Consider the following 18567-nt stretch of genomic DNA (forward strand, 5'->3'; position numbering starts at 1 on the left):
TCTTCGAGGCCGACGATGCTTTGCAGCAGCCGACAGTCGCCGGACGAGGCGCCGTACATCAACATGACGCCGATGGTCGACGTCATCCTCTGCCTCCTGGTCTTCTTCATGGCGGCCACCCGCCTCTATGATTGGGACGAGAGCGAGTTCGCCGTGAAGGTCCCCGAGGTCGCCGACGCCGCCCCGCTGACCGCCGCCCCCGACGACATCGTGGTGAACGTCGTCGCGTCGGGCAGGGTGGCGATCGGGGACCGGGCGTATGACCTCGACGGCCTCTCCGCCCTGCTCCGCCGGGCCCGGTCGCGGTACGCCAACCAGGGCGTGATGGTCCGCGGCGGGGCCGACCTGGCCTATCAAGACCTGGCCGACGTGCTCTCGGCCTGCGACGCGGCCGGGATCCGCGACGTCCGCCTCCCCGTCCGCTCGCGCGACGAATCGAGATAGCCCGGAGTTCCACAGCCCCCGGCGACGGATCGTCGCCCGCCACCCCGCCTCGCCGAACGCCCCCCCTTGGAGCCGATGATGGACCTGGTCCGACAGCTTTTCGACTTCGTGATCCACTTCAGCCCGGAGTCGCTCAACCAGCTCGCGCAGGCGGTGGGGCCGTGGCTCTACGTCATCCTCTTCGCGATCATCTTCGCGGAGACGGGGCTGGTGGTCACGCCGTTCCTGCCGGGGGACTCGCTGCTGTTCGCCGCGGGGGCCGTCGCCGCGCACCCGGACTCGCCCGTGAAGCTCATGCCGCTGATGACCCTGCTGATCGTCGCGGCGATCCTGGGCGACGCGGTGAACTACGCCATCGGCAGCTACGTCGGGCCCAAGGTCTTCTCGCGCGAGGACTCGCGGCTGCTGAACCGCCGCCACCTGATCCAGGCGCACGAGTTCTACGAGAAGTACGGCGCGATCACGATCATCCTGGCCCGGTTCATGCCGATCGTCCGGACGTTCGCCCCGTTCGTCGCCGGGATCGGCCGGATGAACTACGGCAAGTTCGCCCTGTACAACGTGACCGGCGCCGTCATCTGGGTGGCGATGTTCCTGATCGGCGGGAAGGTCTTCGCGGGCAGCGAGATCGTCCAGGAGAACTTCAAGCTGGTGGTCGTGGCGATCATCGTCGTCTCGGTCCTGCCGGCCGTCTTCGAGTTCGCCAGGGCCAAGATGAAGGCCCGCAAGGCGATCGAGCCGGCGGGGGCGGGCGTGGAGCCCGAGTGATCCGGGGACGCCGGGGCGGGCCGGTCACTCGCCCCGGCGGTCCAGCGCCCGTTCCAGGTCGTCCAGCGGGACCGCGCCGAGGTCGCCCCCCAGGAGCGCCGTGAGCTGGAGGCCGACGAGGGCCTCGCTGGCCTTCCGCCCCCCCTGGATCATGCTCAGGTAGGGCTCGGCCCCGATCAGCACCGCTCGCGGCTTGCCGTGGACGGTCAGGACGTAGCGGACCTGGTCCTTCTCCAGCTCGCGCAGGATCCCCGGGAGGTTCTGGTGCAGCTCCCGGCTGCCGATGATCCGCACGGGTGAGTCCGAGGTCTTTTCCGCCATGAACCGGGCCTCCGCCTGGCAATCAGAAGGTGCGACGCCGCCGATCCTCGGGGCGTCCGCCGCCGCGGATCGTCCCCGCCCCCCGCGTGGTCTCGCGGGTCGCGGGCCGACGGATGCGCCGACGTCCGACTGGTCGTATGATGATTCGTCTTACGGATGAGGGCGACGTTCCGCCCGATCGCTGTCCTGCAACGCGGGGCGGAGGGCCCGACGGCTCCCCCCCCACGGCGTCCGAGACGTGCATCCCGCGCGATCGCGGTCGGACTATTTTACTAGGCGCCGGCCCCCGTGCAAGGGGCGCGGCCGTCGCGTGGGCCGTTTTCGGCCCGGAGGGATCGTCATGAAAGCATCGATCGCCGCCCCCATCCTGTCCCTGATCACGACCCTCGCCGCGGCCGGCGAGGCCGCGTCGACCTTCCGGGCCGGCGTCGCCACCCGCGACGTAACCCCTTCGGCCCCGGTCCCCTTGTGGGGGTACGCCTCGCGGCGGGACGCCCCTTCCGAAGGGGTCCGCGACCCCTTGCTGGCCCGGGCGATCGTGCTGGAGGCGGGCGGGTCGAAGCTGGCGGTCGTCGCCCTGGACCTGGGCCGGGGCCCGACCCCCGCCATGATGGCGGCGATCCGCGAGGCCCTGGCCCCGCGCGGGTTCGCGGGCGTCATGATCTGCGGCAGCCACACCCACCACGGCCCGGTGATCGAGCTGACCGACGAGCCGGATCGCGGCCGGGGGAAGTTCGACGCGGCCGTCGCCTATGCCCGCGAGCTTCCGGCGAAGATCGCCGCGACCGTCGCCGAGGCCGACGACCGCCTTGAGCCGGCCTCGATCCGCGCGGCGGGGAAGGACGTCCCGATGAACCGGAACCGCCACTCGAAGCGAGACCCGAAATCGACCGACCCCCGGCTGACCGTCATCCGGGTCGACCGGGCCGACGGCTCGCCGCTGGCGCTCCTGGTCAACTTCGCCGCGCACCCGGTGATGCGGCCCGCCGACGACCTGACGTTCTCCGCGGACTTCCCCGGCGCCATGCGCGCCGCGATCGAGGGGCGGCTGAACGCCCCGGCGCTCTTCCTCCAGGGGGCCGGCGGCGACATGAGCCCGAACCCGCCGCCGGACGTCCGCGGCCCCGACGAGTTCGGCCGGGCGCTGGGCATGGAGGCCCTGGCGCTGGCCGAGGCCGCCGCGACCGCCGAGCCCGTCGCGCCGACGATCGCCGTGACGACGGAGTCGCACGACTTCGGGACGCGGCTGGACCTGGCCAATCCGCTGAACCGGCTGATCTACGGCCGGATCTTCTTCCCGGAGCTGGTGGAGAACCTGGCGGCCGAGTTCGCCGGCGGGATGCGGCCCGAGACGACGACCGCGCTCCTGGGGGACTCGATCGGCCTGGTCGGCCTCCCCGGCGAGCCGTTCCACGGCCACGCGACCCGGCTCCGCGATCGCGCGGACCTGCCGCACGCCCTGGTCCTGGGGTGCTGCAACGGCCACTTCCTCTACTTCCCGACGATCGACGCCGCCGCCGAGGGGGGCTATGGCGCCGATCCTCGCATGGCGCCGATCGCCCTGGGCGCGGGCGAGCGGATGCTCGACCGCGCCCTCGTCGCCCTCTACCGGATGCGAGGGCGGTTTCCCGGCGAGGAGTGACGGGCTCTCCCCGGACTCCCGGCCGTCGGGGACGTCTCAGCGCGTCCCGCCCTGGGGGGCGGGGGCGCTTCGGGGCGTCGCGGCCCGCGAGCGGGAGACGGCGCTCTTGTAGCCCTCGATCTTGCCGCGGAACTCCGGCGGGGGGGCGAAGCGGACGCCCTCCTGGTTGTCGCGGATCTCGTCCTGGGGGATCGACCCGCGGTCCTTGAGGGCGCGGGTGGAGATCGAGTGGTTGCCGAGCCCCGGCAGGTCGGACGCCGCGCGGGCGTCCTCGCCGGACGCGCCGGGCTCGACCTCGATCTCGCGGCCCGGCCCGGCGGGGCCCGACTCGATCCGCTCGTACTGCTTCACGAACTGCTCGATCTCCGTCCGGCTCATCCCGGTGGCCGCCTCCAGGTCGGAGGTGTCCGCCTGGTTCTCCAGCAGGTCGCGGACGGTGCGGAGGACGAGATCCGACTGGGGCCGGTCGCGCGGGGCGACGGTGTCCTCCCCGACGCCGTCGCGCTCGGGCGTGGGCTCCATCGGCTCGTCGGGCTGATCGGGGACGGCCGGCGGCACCCCGGCCCCCTGCCCGCCTCCCGTCGGAGCGGCATGGGGCGAGCCCGCGCCATCACGACCCTTTTCGCCCCGGCCCTGGCCGCCTTCTTGCTGCTCTTGTCCCGGCTGGTCGCCCTGCCCGGGCTGCTGACCGGGCTGATTCCCCTGTCCGGGCTGACGGCCCTGCTGCCCAGGCCGCTGTCCGGGCTGATTGCCTTCGCCCGGCCGCTGACCGGGCTGCCGACCCGGCTGATCGCCTTGCCCGGGTTGCTGCCCCGGCTGGTTGCCCTGCCCCGGCTCCTGACCGGGTTGGCTACCCTGGCCGGGCTGCTGACCGGGCTGGCTGCCCTGGCCAGGCTGATCGCCCTGGCCGGGTTGATTGCCTTGGCCGGGCTGCTGCCCCGGCTGGCTGCCCTGGCCGGGTTGATTGCCTTGACCGGGTTGGTTACCTGGCCCCGGCTGGTTGCCTTGACCGGGTTGCTGCCCCGGCCGCTGACCCGGCTGGTTGCCTTCGCCCGGCCGCTGACCGGGTTGCTGTCCCGGCTGATTACCCTGTCCCGGTTGCTGTCCCGGCTGATTACCCTGACCGGGCTGCTGACCCGGCTGATTACCCTGACCCGGTTGCTGTCCCGGCTGGTTGCCCTGTTCCTGCTGATTACCCTGCCCGGGCTGCTGACCCGGCTGGTTGCCTTGCCCCGGCTGCTGACCGGGCTGTCCCTGTTGGTCGGCGGACGGGCTGCCCGAGGCGGAAGGCGACATGGACGGATCGGAGGGAGCACGCGCGTCGTCGGGGCGGCGGGAGGGCTGACGCTCGTCCCGGGGCGAGGGCTCGTCGACCGGCTCCTCCTCGGGCTCCGGCCGCTTCTCGTCGGGCTTCTCGGGATCCCGCGAGCGGTGCGTGGGGTATTCCTTCTCCTTCTTGGTCTCGTCCTTCTTCGCGTCGGGCTTGGCCTCGTCTTCCTCCTTCTTGGCCGCGGCCGGCTCTTCCTCGCGGGCGCGGGACCTGGAGTCCTTGGGTTGCGCCTTGGCCTGGGCATCCTTGCTCTCGGGCTGGCCGGCTCGGTCCGACTGCTCGGCCGAGTCGGTGGCTCCGTCGGCGTTGGTCTTTTCCTCGGAGCCGTCGGGGCGGGCGTTCCGCTCCCGGGCGCGTTCGTCGGCCTGGGCGTTCGAGTCGGCCTTCTCGGCGCCGGCGGGATCGTCGCGGCGCGACTTCTCCTGGCCGGCGTCATCCTTGCGAGGTTCGCCCGGCTTCGCCTCGGGATCGCCGGGGCGCCGATCGCCCGGCTGCCGGCCCTCGGGCTTCTCTCCCCGCTGGGCGTCGGGCGAGGTGCCGTCAGCCCGCCGGTCGCGCGGGTCCTCGGTACGCTGACCGGGCTGACCCTGCCGATTCTCGTCGGCCCGACCCGCCTGGTCCTCGTCGCGCTGTCCGGGCTGGCCCTCGGCGGGTCGTCCCGGCTGCTTGTCATCCGGCCGACCGGCCTGCTCCTGGCCCGGCCGCGCCGGCTGTTCCTCGCCGGGCTGCTCCTGTCCCGGCCGCGCCGGCGGTGCTTCCTCCGGTCGACCAGGCTGACCCCCATCCGGCTGGCCCGGCTGCCGTTGCTCCCCCGGCCGACCCGGCTGTCCGGGCTGGGCTGGCGGATTCGCGCCGGGTTGTCCGCGCTGATTCTCATCACGCTGGCCAGGCTGACCCTCGCCGCGCTGGCCGGGCTGGTTCGGCTGGGTCTCGCCGGGCTGTCCAGGCTGGCCCGGCCGCTGGTCGCCTGGCCGACCGGGCTGGTTCTCGTCGCGCTGTCCGGCCTCGCCGCGCTGGCCGGGCTGATTAGCGCCGACTTCGCCGGTCTGATCGTCGCCGGGCTGGCCATCGCCGCGCCGACCGGGCTCGTTCGACCGAGCCTCGTCGCGCTGGCCGGGCTGGGCTTCGCCGCGCTGGCCGGACTCGCCCTCGCCGCGGCGACCGGGCTGATTCTCGCCGCGCTGTCCGGCCTGATTCTCGCCGGGCTCGCCGGTCCGATCCCGGCCGGCCTGGCCGCGCTCGCCGGCCTCGCCGGGCTGCTTCTCGCCGCGCCGGCCGGTCTGCTCCTGGCCGGGCTGGCCCGCCTGCGTCTCGCCGCGCCGCCCGGCCTCGCCGCGCTGGTTCTCGCCGGCCTCGCCGGGCTGATTTTCGCCGCGCTGGCCCGCCTGACTCTCGCCGGCCTCGCCCGACTGGTTCTCACCGCTCCGGCCGGGCTGGCTCTCGCCGGCCTCGCCCGACTGATTCTCGCCGCGCTGTCGGGGCTGGTTCTCGCCGCGCTGCCCGGTTTCGCCGGCCTGATCCTGGCCGGCCTGGCCTTCGCCGCGCCGGCCCGGCTGATTTTCGTCGCGCTGTCCGGCCTCGCCCCGCTGGCCGGGCTGATTCGCGCCGGCTTCGCCGGTCTGATCGTCGCCGGGCTGGCCCTCGCCGCGGCGGCCGGGCTCGTTCGGCCGCGCCTCGTCGCGCTGGCCGGGTTGGGCGTCGCCGCGCTGGCCGGACTCGCCCTCGCCGCGCTGGCCTGCCTGATTCTCGCCGCGCTGGCCTGCCTGATTCTCGCCGGGCCGGCCGGGCTCATTGGCGCCGGGCGCGCCGGTCTGATCCTGGCCGGCCTTGTCGCGCTCGCCGGCTTCGCCCGACTGGTTCTCGCCGCGCTGGCCCGACTGGTTCTCGCCGCGCTGGCCCGACTGGTTCTCGCCGCGCTGGCCCGGCTGATTCTCGCCGCGCTGGCCGGGCTGGTTCTCGCCGCGCTGGCCGGGCTGGTTCTCGCCGCGCTGGCCGGCCTGGTTCTCGCCGCGCTGGCCGGAACGCGACTCCTGTTCCTGGGGCTGGCCGGGGTCGTTGGCGGCGTTGGGGTCGCGCTCGCCGCGGTTGACCTCGGAGCCGGGGTCGTTCGCGCCGGAACCGCGGGGCTGCTGCTGGGGCTTGGCGCCCGGGGCGGCGTCGGAAGGGTTGGCGCGAGGACGCTCGCCGGCGTCGTCGGGCTGGGCGTCCATCGGATCGTTCGCGCCCCGTTCGCCCGGATCGCCGGGGCGGTCGGCAGGGGGCGTGTCCTTGTTCAGGAGGCCCTTCTGGCGCAGGGCGTCTTCCAGCTTGCGCATCCGCTCGTCGGCGGCGGGGTCGCCGGGCTGGCCGGGCTGCTGGTCGTCGGCCGTCCGGTCGTCGGGGCCGGGCTCGCCGGGGCGGGGCTCGGCGCCGGGGTCGCGACGCTGGTCGTTCGGCGCGGACGATCCTCGGTCGGGGGCCTGGCGGCCGTCGGGCTGGGCCTCGCCCTGGCCGCGGCTCTCGCCCCGCTCGCCGTCCGGCGGCCGCTGGTCCGGGGGCTGGTCGGCTGGGGGTTGGTCCGGGGGCTGGTCGGCGGGGGGCGGGGGCTGGTCGGCCTGGGCCTGGCGGGCCTCCTCCTCGCGACGCTCGCGCTCCTCGGCCTGCTCCCGCTCGATCTCCTCCTTGTCCTCGGGGGCGACGGGGTCGCCGATCTCCAGCGTCCAGCGCGGGGTCTCGACGCGGTTGGTGGTGGGCTCGCGGTTGTCGCGGACGGCCAGCCAGTAGGTGAGGGTGGAGCCGGGGGGGACGTTGAGCTTCTCCAGGTCCAGGACCTCGGAGACCTCGAAGGTCCGCTCGGCCGGCCTGCCGTCCAGGAGGTTCTTCGTCGGGAGGGCATCGTCACCCAGCAGGAGGTGGAGCGTGGCGTCCCGGAGGCCGTGGTCGTCCTCGCCGGCGGCCATCAACTCGACCGGCAGGTTCGACGGCACGCGGACGCCCGACCGCTCGGGCCGGACGAACCGCGCTGTGGGGGGCCGGTCGGGCAGCGCCAGGATGTCGTAGACGACCGGGTTGGGGTTGAGTTGGCCCCCGGTCGTCCGGAAATTGATCGTGTACGTGCCGGTCTTCTCGACCTTGAACTTGCCCACCAGCGACCTCGCGTCCGGGCCGTCGACCTCCATGCCGGCCGAGGCCCCCGCCGCCAGGTTCAGCGAGCCCGCCCGCGCCGGCTCGTTGGTCCGCGCGCGGACGGTCACGATGGTCCCCTCGATCGCCTCCACGTGCCCCCCCTCCACGTCGACGCGGGGGGGCAGGCCGGTGTAACGCGGGAACTCGTAGTCGACCGACACCGACTCGACCATCGGCGCCGGCACCACCTTCAGCCTGTAACGCAGCGACTCCGCGTCGTTGCCGGTGACGTAATAGTCCAGGCTCTGCTGGACGTTCGTCAGCGTGATCGACCACGGGTCATAGTAATTCTTGCCCGGCTCGAAGTCCTTGACCGCGAAGAACTTGCCGCCGTCGGCGCTGTAGTGAAGACGCACCTTCTCCGGGCGGACCCCCTGGACGTCGACCGAGAACGGGACGTGCGTCCCGGCGACGACCTCGGACAGCTCGGCGTCGGCCCCCGGCTTGATGTTGACGAGCTTCGTGTTCGTCGGCCGGACGATGTCGGCGAGGAACGCTCGCTTGGTCGAATCGAGGATGCTCTTGGGGGTGAACGCGGCGTACAGGCAGAAGGCGACGATCACGCCGCAGAGGGCGTAGGCCAGCTGCATGGCCCTTCGCTGGTCGACCACGTCGTCGACCTCGACGTGGGCCAGGTCGGCGACGGCCCGCGACTCCAGCGCCGCGATGACGCGCTTCGAAACCCGCTCGGGGTCGCGGCTGATCTCCAGGTAATTGATCAGGCTGTTCTTGATCTCGGGGTCGGCGCCCTCGATTGTCTTGGCGGCGTAGACGGAGTTGATCGACAGCAGCAGCGGCCGGACGATCCTCATGGCGATGAAGCCGATCGCCGCCGCCGCCCCGACGAACAGGATGATCTGCCGGACCAGGGCCGGCAGGCCGAAGGCGTGGTCGAGCAGCACCTCCACCAGCAGAGTCGCCGCGAGCCCGACGGCCAGGATGAGCAGCGACGTCACCAGATCCGTGATCTTGATCCGCCGCCGCGTGGCCGCGATCTGGTGGTCGATGAACTCCTTGTAGTCCAGGAGCTTGCCCTGCGTCCGCGTCTGGGCGCCGACCGTCATGACGTCCGTCCCCCTGGCCGATCCTTGATGTGCGCGCCGTCCCCAACGAAAGGTCCGACTATTATACGAGCCCGGGGGGCCGAAGGGACGGATTGTTTCCCCGAATCGATCCGGGAGGGGGGCCATCGACGAGACGTCGGGCGCGAGGGCGCCCGCGAGGGGCGCCCCTACATGCCGATGCGGAGGACGCGCGGGGGCACCCCCGGCGGGCACCCTCCCCGCCTCACGCCCACGCGACCTCGCGGTTGCCCGGGACGACCTCGCCGATGATCCAGGCGGGGATCTGGGCCTTGCGGGTCAGGTGGCGGACGATCGACTCGGCGTAGTAGTCGGCCGCGACGATCACCAGGCCGATGCCCATGTTGAAGACGCGGAACATCTCCTCCTCGGCCACGCCCCCCAATCGCTGGAGCCAGGGGAAGACCGGCGGCACGTCCCACGAGCCCTTCGTCAGCCGCATCCCCAGGCCTTGCGGCAGGATCCGCGGGGGGTTGTCGATCAGGCCGCCGCCCGTGATGTGGGCGATGCCGTGGATGATCCGCTTGACGCGGTAGTGGCGGTAGACCTCCTTCAGCGGCCTCGTGTAGATCCGCGTGGGGGTCAGCAGCTCGTCGGCGACGGTCCGGCCCAGCTCCTCCACGCGGTCGTCCAGCTTGAGCCCGGCGTGGTCCAAAACGATCTTCCGGGCCAGGCTGTAGCCGTTGGAATGCAGGCCCGACGAGGCCAGGCCGATGACCTTGTCGCCGGCGCGGATCTCCTCCCCCTTGAGCAACTGCTTGCGGTCGACGACGCCCAGGCAGAAGCCGGCCAGGTCGTACTCGCCGGGCTGGTAGAAGTCCGGCAGGATGGCCGTCTCGCCGCCGATGAGCGAGCATTCGGCCTCGATGCAGCCGTCGCTGATCCCCTGGACGATGCTCGAGGTGAGCTTGGGGTCGTCCTTCGACATGGCGACGTAGTCGAGGAAGATCAGGGGCTCGGCGCCGGCGCAGAGGCAGTCGTTGACCGACATCGCCACCAGGTCGATCCCGACGGTGTCGTGCCGGCCGGTGGCGACGGCCAGCTTCAGCTTGGTGCCGACGCCGTCGGTGGAGGCGACGAGGATCGGGTCGCGGTAGGTGCGTGAGAGGAGGCCGATCTTGTCGTCCAGGCGGAACAGCCCGGCGAACCCGTCCTTCCACTCCATGACGCGGGGCGTGAACGTCCGGCGCATCAGCGGCGGGAGGCGTGCCATGGTCTCGTCATAGGTGGTCAGGTCCACGCCCGCCGATCGATAGTCCAGTGGCTCGCTCATGTCCGTCCGGAAGCTGGGGCAAATGGAGGGGCCGACCCGAAGCCGACGCGCCGAGGGCAAACGGTGGATCATCGTCGAGGCCGGGGCGTCGCGGCAAGTCGTCTCCGCCGCGACGCGCGGGCCGCCGTGCTTGATCGAGCCCCGCGGGGGGTATAGATTAGGGTTCCCCGGGTCGATCGGCGATGTCCGCCCGGACCATCGCGCCTACCCCTTTATTCGTCCCCGACGGCCCCCCACCCCACCACCGGCCCTGATGGAGAACCCGTACATGACGCGCAAGTGGATCACGCTGGCGTTCAGCCTGTCGCTGGCCCTGGGCCTCGGCCTGTCCGCCACCGCCTTCACCGGCTCGGCCGACGAGACGTCCGAGCTGGGCGAGATCATGGAAAAGGTCCAGAAGCAGAAGGCCGTCCTCACCAAGGGCGTCCGGAACGTCGCGGCCTACAAGAAGTCGCGCGAGCAGGTCAAGGAAGCCGCCGAGGAGTGGGCGAAGCTCGCCAAGGAGGCCAAGCCCCACAACGAGGCCGCCAAGAAGGCCAAGGAAGTGACCGACGCCGAGAAGAAGTGGGACGACCTCTGCGACGCCTGGGAGAAGGAGGCCAAGAAGCTGGCCGAGATCGCCGACAAGGCCGACTCCGACCAGAAGGAGGCCAAGGACCAGTTCAACACCATCAACAAGACCTGCACCGAGTGCCACACGGTCTTCCGCATCGAGGCCGACGACTTCTGAGAACGTCGCGGCGAGCCTGGGTCGCCGGCCGCGCGGGCGACGAGCCCTCGCCGCCCCCAAACCCGGCGACCGCGCGCGGCGCCATGGGCCCCCTCTCCCGATCGGGAGAGGGGACGCGCGTCCCACGCTCCGCATGACCGTGTCGCGGCGGGCACCCGCCGCGACGACCCTGGACCGCCTCCTTCCCCATGCCACTCCAAGATCCCGACCTCCTCACCCTCCAGTCCGTCCACGACAACCTCGCGCTCGACGAGGCGATCCTGGTGGAGGCCGACGAGGAATCCCTGGGGCCGATCCTGAGGTTCTGGGAGCAGCCCGATTACGCCGTCGTCCTGGGGTCGTCGCGGCGGCTGAACGACGAGGTCCACGTCGACCGCTGCCGGGAGGACGGCGCGACGATCGCGCGGCGGGCCAGCGGCGGGGGGACGGTCGTGATCGGGCCGGGCGCCCTGAACGTCACCGTGGTCCTGCCGACGGAGCACGCGCCGCCCCTCGCCACGGTGGAAGGCGCGCAGGGCTACGTCCTTGGAGTCGTCGCCGAGGCCCTGCGCGCGCGCGAGCCGGGCGTGGAAGTTAGGGGGTCTGGGGATCTTGTCGTCGGCGACAGGAAATTTTCCGGAAGCGCCCAGCGGAGGTTGCGACGGCGGGTGATGGTGCATGCGACGATCATGTACGATTTTACAATCGCACGGATCGCCCGCTACCTGCAAACGCCGTCGCGCCAACCGGCGTACAGAGGGGGGCGGACGCACGAGGAGTTCTTGAGGAATATCCCGCTGCGCCGTAGAATCCTAATCGAATCGATCCGCTCGGCGTGGTCGCACTCCACCGTCCTCACCGCGACGTCAATCCTCCCTCAAGATCGTCTCGAAACTCTGCGTGCCGAGAGGTTCGGGAACCGATCTTGGATCGAGCGACTATGACGCCGCGGCGACGGAGTTGCCCGCGTCGGAGCGGCCGGGGCGTGACGAGGGGGTCGGCGGGGAGCATGAGGCGTCCCGCGGGCTCTCGCGCGCGCCGACGGGAATGGTCGAACCCCCGAATCCGGCGGGCCGCCCGCATGCGCGGATCGGACCTCTCCCCCGGTTTCGTCCAACCCTCGTCCAGTCCGCGGCCCCCCCGCAGGCCTTGGCGCCCGGGGCGGCCAGGAGATTTTTCTCGATGACACGCACGTCGGCGGTGAGCCGGGCGAACCTGGACCTGGTCGAAGAGTATCAGCGGCGGTGGCGGGACGACCCCGGCTCGGTGGACGAGTCGTGGCGACATTTCTTCGAGGGGTACGACCTGGGCGCGGAGTCGCTCAGGCCGGAGGCCGCCCCCTACGGCGACGCGCCGCCGCCGGCCCAGCAGGCGGTGAAGGCCGTCACGCGGCTGGTCGACGCCTATCGCGAATTGGGCCACACGCTGGCCGACCTCGACCCCCTGAAGCTCGCCCGCCGCCAGGCCGACGAGCAGCTCGACCTCGCGAACTTCGACCTCTCCGAGGCCGACCTCGACCGCGACTTCTACAGCAAGCTCGGCCACGAGCACCACGGCACCCTGCGCGAGATCCTCGGCGTCCTGCGCGACACCTACTGCCGGACGATCGGCGTCGAGTTCATGCACGTCCGGAACCTGGAGATCCGCCGCTGGCTCATCGAGCGGATGGAGCCGACCCGCAACAGCCCCGGCTTCGACATTAAGAAGAAGCGCCGGATCGTCTACAAGCTCAACGAGGCCGAGCTGTTCGAGACGTTCCTCCACAAGAATTTCGTCGGCCAGAAGCGATTCTCGCTGGAAGGCGGCGAGATGCTCATCCCGCTGCTCGACGCGATCATCGAGCGGGCCGGCTCGCTGGGCGTGCGCGAGATCGTCATGGGGATGCCCCACCGGGGCCGGCTCAACGTCCTGGCGAACGTCCTGCACAAGCCCTACGGCGTGATCTTCAGCGAGTTCGAGGGGAACATGCCCGAGACGGTCGCCGGCGACGGCGACGTCAAGTACCACCTGGGCTTCTCCGCCGAGCACGTCACCCAGGAGAAGCGGACCGTCCACCTGACGCTCACCCCCAACCCCAGCCACCTGGAGGCCGTCGACCCGGTCGTCCAGGGGCGGACGCGGGCCAAGCAGCGGCGTCGGAAGGACGACACGCGGAAGCTCGTCGCGCCGATCCTGATCCACGGCGACGCGGCGTTCGCCGGCCAGGGGCTCGTGGCCGAGACGCTGAACCTCTCGCAGCTCCCCGGCTACCGCACCGGGGGGACGATCCACATCGTCGTCAACAACCAGATCGGCTTCACGACCGCGCCGGCCGACGGCCGCTCGTCGCGGTACTGCACCGACGTCGCCAAGATGATCGAGGCGCCGATCTTCCACGTCAACGGAGAGGACCCCGAGGCCGTCGTCCACGTCGCCGAGCTGGCGACCGAGTTCCGCCACCGGTTCGGCCGCGACGTGGTCATCGACATGGTCTGCTACCGCCGCCACGGCCACAACGAGGGGGACGAGCCGGGGTTCACCCAGCCCCTCATGTACGACAACATCAAGAACCGGATCACCATCCGGGAGATGTACACCGAGCGGCTCGTCGCCGCCGGCGAGATGACCAGCGAGGAGGCCGAGACCCTCGCCGAGACCTTCGCCGACAAGCTCGGCCAGGTGCTGGAGGAGGTCAAGCGCAAGGGGATCGAGCCCCGCGCCGTCCCCCCCGGCTTCGCCACCGGCCCGTGGTCCGAGCTGACCCCCAAGTTCTCGTTCGAGCCGGTCGAGACCGGGGCGCCCCTCGACGTGCTGCGGCGGATCACCGCGGTCCCCGCCTCCCCGCCGACCGGCTTCACGCCCAACCACAAGCTGACCCGGATCTTCCAGAACCGCGTCAAGACCGTGGAGGAGAAGGGGCCGATCGACTGGGCCCACGCCGAGGCGCTGGCCTTCGGCGCGCTGCTGATGGAGGGGACCCCCGTCCGCCTCAGCGGCCAGGACAGCCGCCGCGGCACGTTCAGCCAGCGGCACGCCGTCCTGATCGACCAGCTCACCGGCCGCCCCTGGGTCTGGCCGAACCACCTCGAGGTCGGGCAGGCCCAGTTCTGCGTCTACGACAGCATGCTCTCCGAGGCCGCCGTCCTCGGGTTCGACTACGGCTACTCCCTCGACGAGCCCAACATGCTCCTCATGTGGGAGGCCCAGTTCGGCGACTTCGCCAACGGCGCCCAGGTCATCATCGACCAGTTCATCGCCTCGGCCGAGTCCAAGTGGGGGCGCGGCAGCGGCCTGGTCATGCTCCTACCCCACGGCTACGAGGGCCAGGGGCCGGAGCACTCCAGCGCCCGGCTGGAGCGGTTCCTCCAGCTCTGCGCCGAGGAGAACATCCAGGTCTGCTACCCGTCCACCCCGGCGCAGTACTTCCACATGCTGCGGCGGCAGGTCCGGCGGGACTTCCGCAAGCCCCTGGTCGTGATGACCCCCAAGAGCCTGCTCCGCCGCAAGGACTGCGTCTCCCCGATCGAGGCACTGACCGTCGGCGGCTTCAAGGACGTGCTCGACGACCCGACCGCCCCGAGGAAGGCGACCCGGCTGCTGCTCTGCTCCGGCAAGGTCTACTACGACCTCGTCGCCAAGCGGGCGGAGGTCGGCAAGCAGGACGACGTCGCCATCGTCCGCGTCGAGCAGCTCTACCCGTTCCCGGCCGAGGAGCTGAAGAAGGTCCTCTCCGCCTACCCGGAGGTCCGCGACTGGGCCTGGGTGCAGGAAGAGTCGCAGAACATGGGCGCCTGGTCGTTCGTCGCGCCGCGGCTGGAGGAGCTGATGGGCTTCCAGTTCCAGTACGTCGGCCGGGACGCCAGCGCCAGCCCGGCCACCGGCTCCAAGCTGGTCCACGACCGCGAGCAGTCGGAGCTGGTCGAGGCGGCCGTCGGCGCCGCGGTGCCGCATCTCGTCTCCGCCACCCCCGTTCGCGCCCTGGTCGCCGCCGGGTCGCGAGAAGGAGCCCGTTGAACGATGTCAGCCGTCCCGATCAGCGTCCCCAGCGTGGGTGAATCGATCTCCGAGGGGATCCTCGCGAAGTGGCTCGTCGCCGACGGCTCGGCCGTCAAGGCGGGGGATCCCCTGTACGAGCTGGAGACCGACAAGGCGAGCAACGTCGTCCCCGCGCCGGCGTCGGGCGTGCTGAAGGTCCAGGCCGCCGAGGGGGACGTCGTCGCCATCGGCGCGACCGTCGGCGTCATCGACCCCTCGGCCGCCCCCGCCAAGGCCGAGGCCAAGCCCAAGGCCGACGCCCCCGCGAAGGACGCGCCGAAGGCCGACGCCCCCGCCAACGCCATCCCCGACGGCGCCTCCGGCCACCTCTCCCCGGCCGTGCGCCGGATCGTCGCCGAGGAGGGGGTCGACGCCTCCCAGGTCGAGGGGACCGGCAAGGGGGGGCGGCTCACCAAGGGGGACGTGATCGCCCACGTCGAGGCCGGCGCGTCGGCCAAGGCCGCCCCGTCGCCGGCCCCGCCGACGCCGGCCCCCGCGCCGGCCGCCCCGAGGCCGACGGCCCCGGCGGGGGGCGAGCGCCGCGAGCGCATGAGCGGCCTGCGGCAGCGGATCGCCCAGCGGCTGGTGGAGGCCCAGCGCACGGCCGCCATCCTCACGACCTTCAACGAGGTCGACCTGAGCCGCGTCATGGCGGCCCGCGCGAAGTACAAGGAGACGTTCAAGAAGGCCCACGGGGTCTCCCTGGGCTTCATGTCCTTCTTCATCAAGGCGTCGATCGAGGCCCTGAAGGCGTTCCCCGCGGTCAACGGCCGGATCGAGGGGAACGAGATCGTCTACAACGACTTCTACCACATCGGCGTCGCCGTCAGCACCGATCGCGGGCTGATGGTCCCGGTCATCCGGGACGCCGACCAGCTGTCGTTCGCCGGCATCGAGAAGGCCATCGCCGAGTTCGCCGACAAGGCCCGCAAGGGGGCCATCGGCGTCGACGACCTCCAGGGGGGGACCTTCACCCTCACCAACGGCGGCGTCTTCGGCTCGCTCCTCTCCACGCCGATCCTCAACCCCCCCCAGAGCGGCATCCTCGGGATGCACGCCATCCAGAAGCGCCCCGTCGTCGTCGACGACCAGATCGTCATCCGCCCGATGATGTACCTGGCCCTCTCCTACGACCACCGCCTCATCGACGGCCGCGAGGCCGTCAGCTCCCTCGTCCGCATCAAGGAATGCCTCGAGGATCCCGAGCGCCTGCTCCTCGAAGTCTGACGAGCCTCGCGACCATCCAAGGCCCCGGGCCGGCCCCCACGCGGGGACGGCCGGGGCTTTCGCGTCGTCACGCCTGAACACGCTTCAACGCCGGGGGCTTCCACCGATGGACGATCTCGAACAGCGGGTTCGGGCCTTCGTCCACGAGCAGATTTCGTGGCTGCCGATGGACATGGCCTCCGACACGGACGTGGTCGACGATGCGCGCATTTACGGCGACGACGTGTGGGAGCTGGTGGACGATTTCGCGGAGAAGTTCGAAGTCCGCGTGGACGGCTTCCGTTGGTATCATCACACCGGGCCCGAGGGTTGCAACCCCCTTTGGTTGTTCATCAAGCCGTGGTGGGCGCGGAAGGCCCATGTGCCCATCCGCCTGATGGACCTCGTGGAATCGGCCCATCGCGGGGAGTGGACGGTGAGGTATCCGACCGACGAAGAAGAGTCGCGGCGATAGATTTTACCGGAGACGCACCAATGGACCCGGTGACCGAACAATTACTCCAGGCTGCGTTGGCCTTGCCGGAGGAGGAACGCCTGGAATTCGTTGAGGCGTTGCTGGCCTCCCAGGCACCCTCCGCCGAGCCGCCATTCCACCCTTCTTGGTTGGAGGAAGCCCGCCGGCGGTCCGCCGAGGTCGAGGCGGGCACGGTTGACCTCGACTCGTGGTCGGTCGTCCGCGGGCGGGTCCGTCGACGTCTCGAAGGCCGGGCTCGTGATTGAGGTATCGCTCCATCCCGAGGCCGAGGCCGAATACGAGCAAGCCCTCGGCTGGTATCTCGCCCGGAGTCCCCAGGCGGCGGATCGATTCGAGGCGGCGTTCGATGAGGCGGTCGAATCTATCCAAGCTCATCCATTGATGTTCCCGCGCTGTGACGAGGTCCATCGGTACGTCTCGCTGAGGCGATTCCCCTACAGCCTGATCTACCGAGTCGACAGAGACTTCGCGACAATCCTCGCCGTGGCCCACTCGAGGCGGCGCGCGGGCTACTGGTCGGGACGGGCCTGAGCCGTCCTCGCGGACTCCCCACCCTCGCCGCTCGCCCGAGCATCAGGGCCGCCTCCTCCCACGCGGGGGGGAGGTTGATTATCATGGGCCCTCCGGACGTTTCAGACGGCGCGGCCTACAGCTCAGAAACGAGGGACCCTCGGTGGCGGAACGGTACGACCTGGTGGTGATCGGGGCGGGGCCCGGGGGATACGTGGCGGCGATCCGGGCGGCGCAGCTCGGGATGAAGGTCGCTTGCGTGGAGAAGCGGGCGACGCTGGGGGGCGTCTGCCTGAACATCGGCTGCATCCCCAGCAAGGCCCTGCTGGACTCCAGCGAGTATTACCACCTGGCCGCGGCCAAGTTCGCCCGGCACGGCATCAAGGTCTCCGGCCTGGAGATCGACCTGCCGACCATGCACAAGCGCAAGGACGGCGTGGTCAAGGGCCTCACCGACGGCGTCGCCTACCTGTTCAAGAAGAACAAGATCACCCCCGTCTTCGGCGCGGCGAGGCTCGTCTCCGGCACCGCCGTCCAGGTCGCCGGCAACGACGGCAAGACGATCGACCTGGAGGCCGGGCACGTCCTGCTGGCGACCGGCTCGGCGCCGATCAACCTGCCGTTCATGCCGTTCGACGGCAAGACGATCGTCAGCTCCACCGAAGCCCTGGCCTTCGACAAGGTGCCCGAGCACCTGCTTGTCGTCGGCGGCGGCGCGATCGGGCTGGAGCTGGGCTCGGTCTGGAACCGGCTGGGCGCGAAGGTCACGGTCGTCGAGTTCCTCCCCCGCATCGTCCCCTCGTCCGACTTCGAGATCGGCGAGCACCTCCGCAAGAGCCTGAGGAAGCAGGGCCTCGAAATCCTCACCGAGACCAAGGTCACCGGCGCGGAGGTCGACAAGGCCGGGCGCGCGAAGGTCGCGGCGGAGGACAAGGACGGCAAGGCCCTGACCTTCGACGCCGACAAGGTGCTGGTCTCCGTCGGCCGTCGGGCCTACTCGGAAGGCCTGGGGCTGGCCGAGGTCGGCGTGGAGGTCGACCCGAAGTCGGGCAAGGTCCCCGTCGACAAGTACTTCCGCACGAACGTCCCCACCGTCTCGGCCATCGGCGACCTCATCGCCGGGCCGATGCTCGCCCACAAGGCCGAGGACGAGGGAGTCGCCTTCGCCGAACTCCTGGCGGGCAAACCCGGCCACGTCGACTACGACACCATCCCGAACGTCGTCTACACTTGGCCCGAGCTGGCCAGCGTCGGCCAGACCGAGGAGCAGCTCAAGGAGAAGGGGGTCGAGTACCGCGTCGGCAAGTCCGCCTTCATGGCGAACGGCCGCGCCAAGGCGATGGACGAGACCGAGGGGATGGTCAAGCTGCTGGCCGACGCCAGGACCGACCGACTTCTGGGCGCGCACATCGTCGGCCCCCGCGCCAGCGACCTGATCGCCGAGCTGGTGACCGTGATGGAGTTCGGCGGCTCGTCCGAGGACGTCGCCCGCACCTGCCACGCCCACCCCACGCTCAGCGAGGCCGTCAAGGAAGCCGCCCTGGCCGTCGACAAGCGCTCCATCAGCGCCTGACGCGAGGCGGGCGGGCGAGGGATGCGGGGATATT

At 71.1% G+C, this 18567-nt stretch carries 14 protein-coding genes; 11 read left to right on the top strand and 3 right to left on the bottom strand.

Annotation, left to right across the window (positions count from 1 at the left end; all coding sequences use genetic code 11):
* Window positions 1–15: 15 nt before the first annotated feature.
* Both WG209_RS22080 and WG209_RS22085 read left to right on the top strand, forming a co-directional pair.
* A complete protein-coding gene (locus WG209_RS22080; RefSeq protein ID WP_337177263.1) occupies window positions 16–444 on the top strand; it encodes a biopolymer transporter ExbD in 429 nt (142 codons plus the stop codon).
* 78 nt (window positions 445–522) lie between these two features.
* Window positions 523–1212: a DedA family protein gene (locus tag WG209_RS22085; RefSeq protein WP_337177264.1), complete on the top strand. Its 690-nt coding sequence runs from the start codon at window positions 523–525 to the stop codon at window positions 1210–1212.
* 24 nt (window positions 1213–1236) lie between these two features.
* On the opposite strand, the gene WG209_RS22090 is transcribed toward WG209_RS22085, so the two are convergent.
* Complete coding sequence (locus WG209_RS22090) at window positions 1237–1533, bottom strand: type II toxin-antitoxin system Phd/YefM family antitoxin (RefSeq protein WP_337177265.1); 297 nt, start codon at window positions 1531–1533, stop codon at window positions 1237–1239.
* A gap of 340 nt (window positions 1534–1873) precedes the next feature.
* On the opposite strand from WG209_RS22090, the gene WG209_RS22095 reads away from it, so the two are divergent.
* Complete coding sequence (locus WG209_RS22095) at window positions 1874–3175, top strand: neutral/alkaline non-lysosomal ceramidase N-terminal domain-containing protein (RefSeq protein WP_337177266.1); 1302 nt, start codon at window positions 1874–1876, stop codon at window positions 3173–3175.
* A gap of 36 nt (window positions 3176–3211) precedes the next feature.
* Here the strand turns inward: WG209_RS22095 and WG209_RS22100 are convergent, their stop codons facing one another.
* Window positions 3212–8734 (bottom strand): DUF4175 family protein, encoded by a 5523-nt coding sequence (locus tag WG209_RS22100; RefSeq protein ID WP_337177267.1) that lies wholly within the window; start codon window positions 8732–8734, stop codon window positions 3212–3214.
* A gap of 223 nt (window positions 8735–8957) precedes the next feature.
* Window positions 8958–10025: a phosphoribosylformylglycinamidine cyclo-ligase gene (gene purM / locus WG209_RS22105; protein ID WP_337177268.1), complete on the bottom strand. Its 1068-nt coding sequence runs from the start codon at window positions 10023–10025 to the stop codon at window positions 8958–8960.
* 268 nt (window positions 10026–10293) lie between these two features.
* Here purM and WG209_RS22110 point away from each other — a divergent pair, with 268 nt between their 5' ends.
* The 8 genes from WG209_RS22110 (at window position 10294) to lpdA (ending at window position 18533) form a co-directional block, all read left to right on the top strand.
* Complete coding sequence (locus WG209_RS22110) at window positions 10294–10755, top strand: cytochrome c (protein ID WP_337177269.1); 462 nt, start codon at window positions 10294–10296, stop codon at window positions 10753–10755.
* A gap of 188 nt (window positions 10756–10943) precedes the next feature.
* The gene (locus tag WG209_RS22115; RefSeq protein ID WP_337177270.1) at window positions 10944–11678 is read left to right on the top strand and encodes a lipoate--protein ligase family protein; all 735 of its coding nucleotides are present in this window, start codon (window positions 10944–10946) and stop codon (window positions 11676–11678) included.
* Between the two features lie 238 nt (window positions 11679–11916).
* Complete coding sequence (locus WG209_RS22120; protein WP_337177271.1) at window positions 11917–14727, top strand: 2-oxoglutarate dehydrogenase E1 component; 2811 nt, start codon at window positions 11917–11919, stop codon at window positions 14725–14727.
* A gap of 3 nt (window positions 14728–14730) precedes the next feature.
* A complete protein-coding gene (gene odhB / locus WG209_RS22125; RefSeq protein WP_337177272.1) occupies window positions 14731–15975 on the top strand; it encodes a 2-oxoglutarate dehydrogenase complex dihydrolipoyllysine-residue succinyltransferase in 1245 nt (414 codons plus the stop codon).
* A 106-nt stretch (window positions 15976–16081) separates the two neighbouring features.
* The gene (locus tag WG209_RS22130) at window positions 16082–16429 is read left to right on the top strand and encodes a DUF1493 family protein (RefSeq protein WP_337177273.1); all 348 of its coding nucleotides are present in this window, start codon (window positions 16082–16084) and stop codon (window positions 16427–16429) included.
* 20 nt (window positions 16430–16449) lie between these two features.
* Complete coding sequence (locus WG209_RS22135) at window positions 16450–16695, top strand: addiction module protein (protein WP_337177274.1); 246 nt, start codon at window positions 16450–16452, stop codon at window positions 16693–16695.
* Window positions 16688–16981, top strand: coding sequence for a type II toxin-antitoxin system RelE/ParE family toxin (locus WG209_RS22140; protein ID WP_337177275.1), 294 nt, complete (start codon window positions 16688–16690; stop codon window positions 16979–16981). The genes WG209_RS22135 and WG209_RS22140 overlap by 8 nt, the downstream gene beginning before the upstream one ends.
* 142 nt (window positions 16982–17123) lie before the next feature.
* Window positions 17124–18533, top strand: a complete 1410-nt coding sequence (gene lpdA / locus WG209_RS22145) for a dihydrolipoyl dehydrogenase (RefSeq protein ID WP_337177276.1) — start codon at window positions 17124–17126, stop codon at window positions 18531–18533.
* The last annotated feature ends 34 nt before the right edge of the window (window positions 18534–18567 follow it).

The organism is Paludisphaera sp., from assembly GCF_037189885.1.
Taxonomy (GTDB): Bacteria; Planctomycetota; Planctomycetia; order Isosphaerales; family Isosphaeraceae; genus Paludisphaera.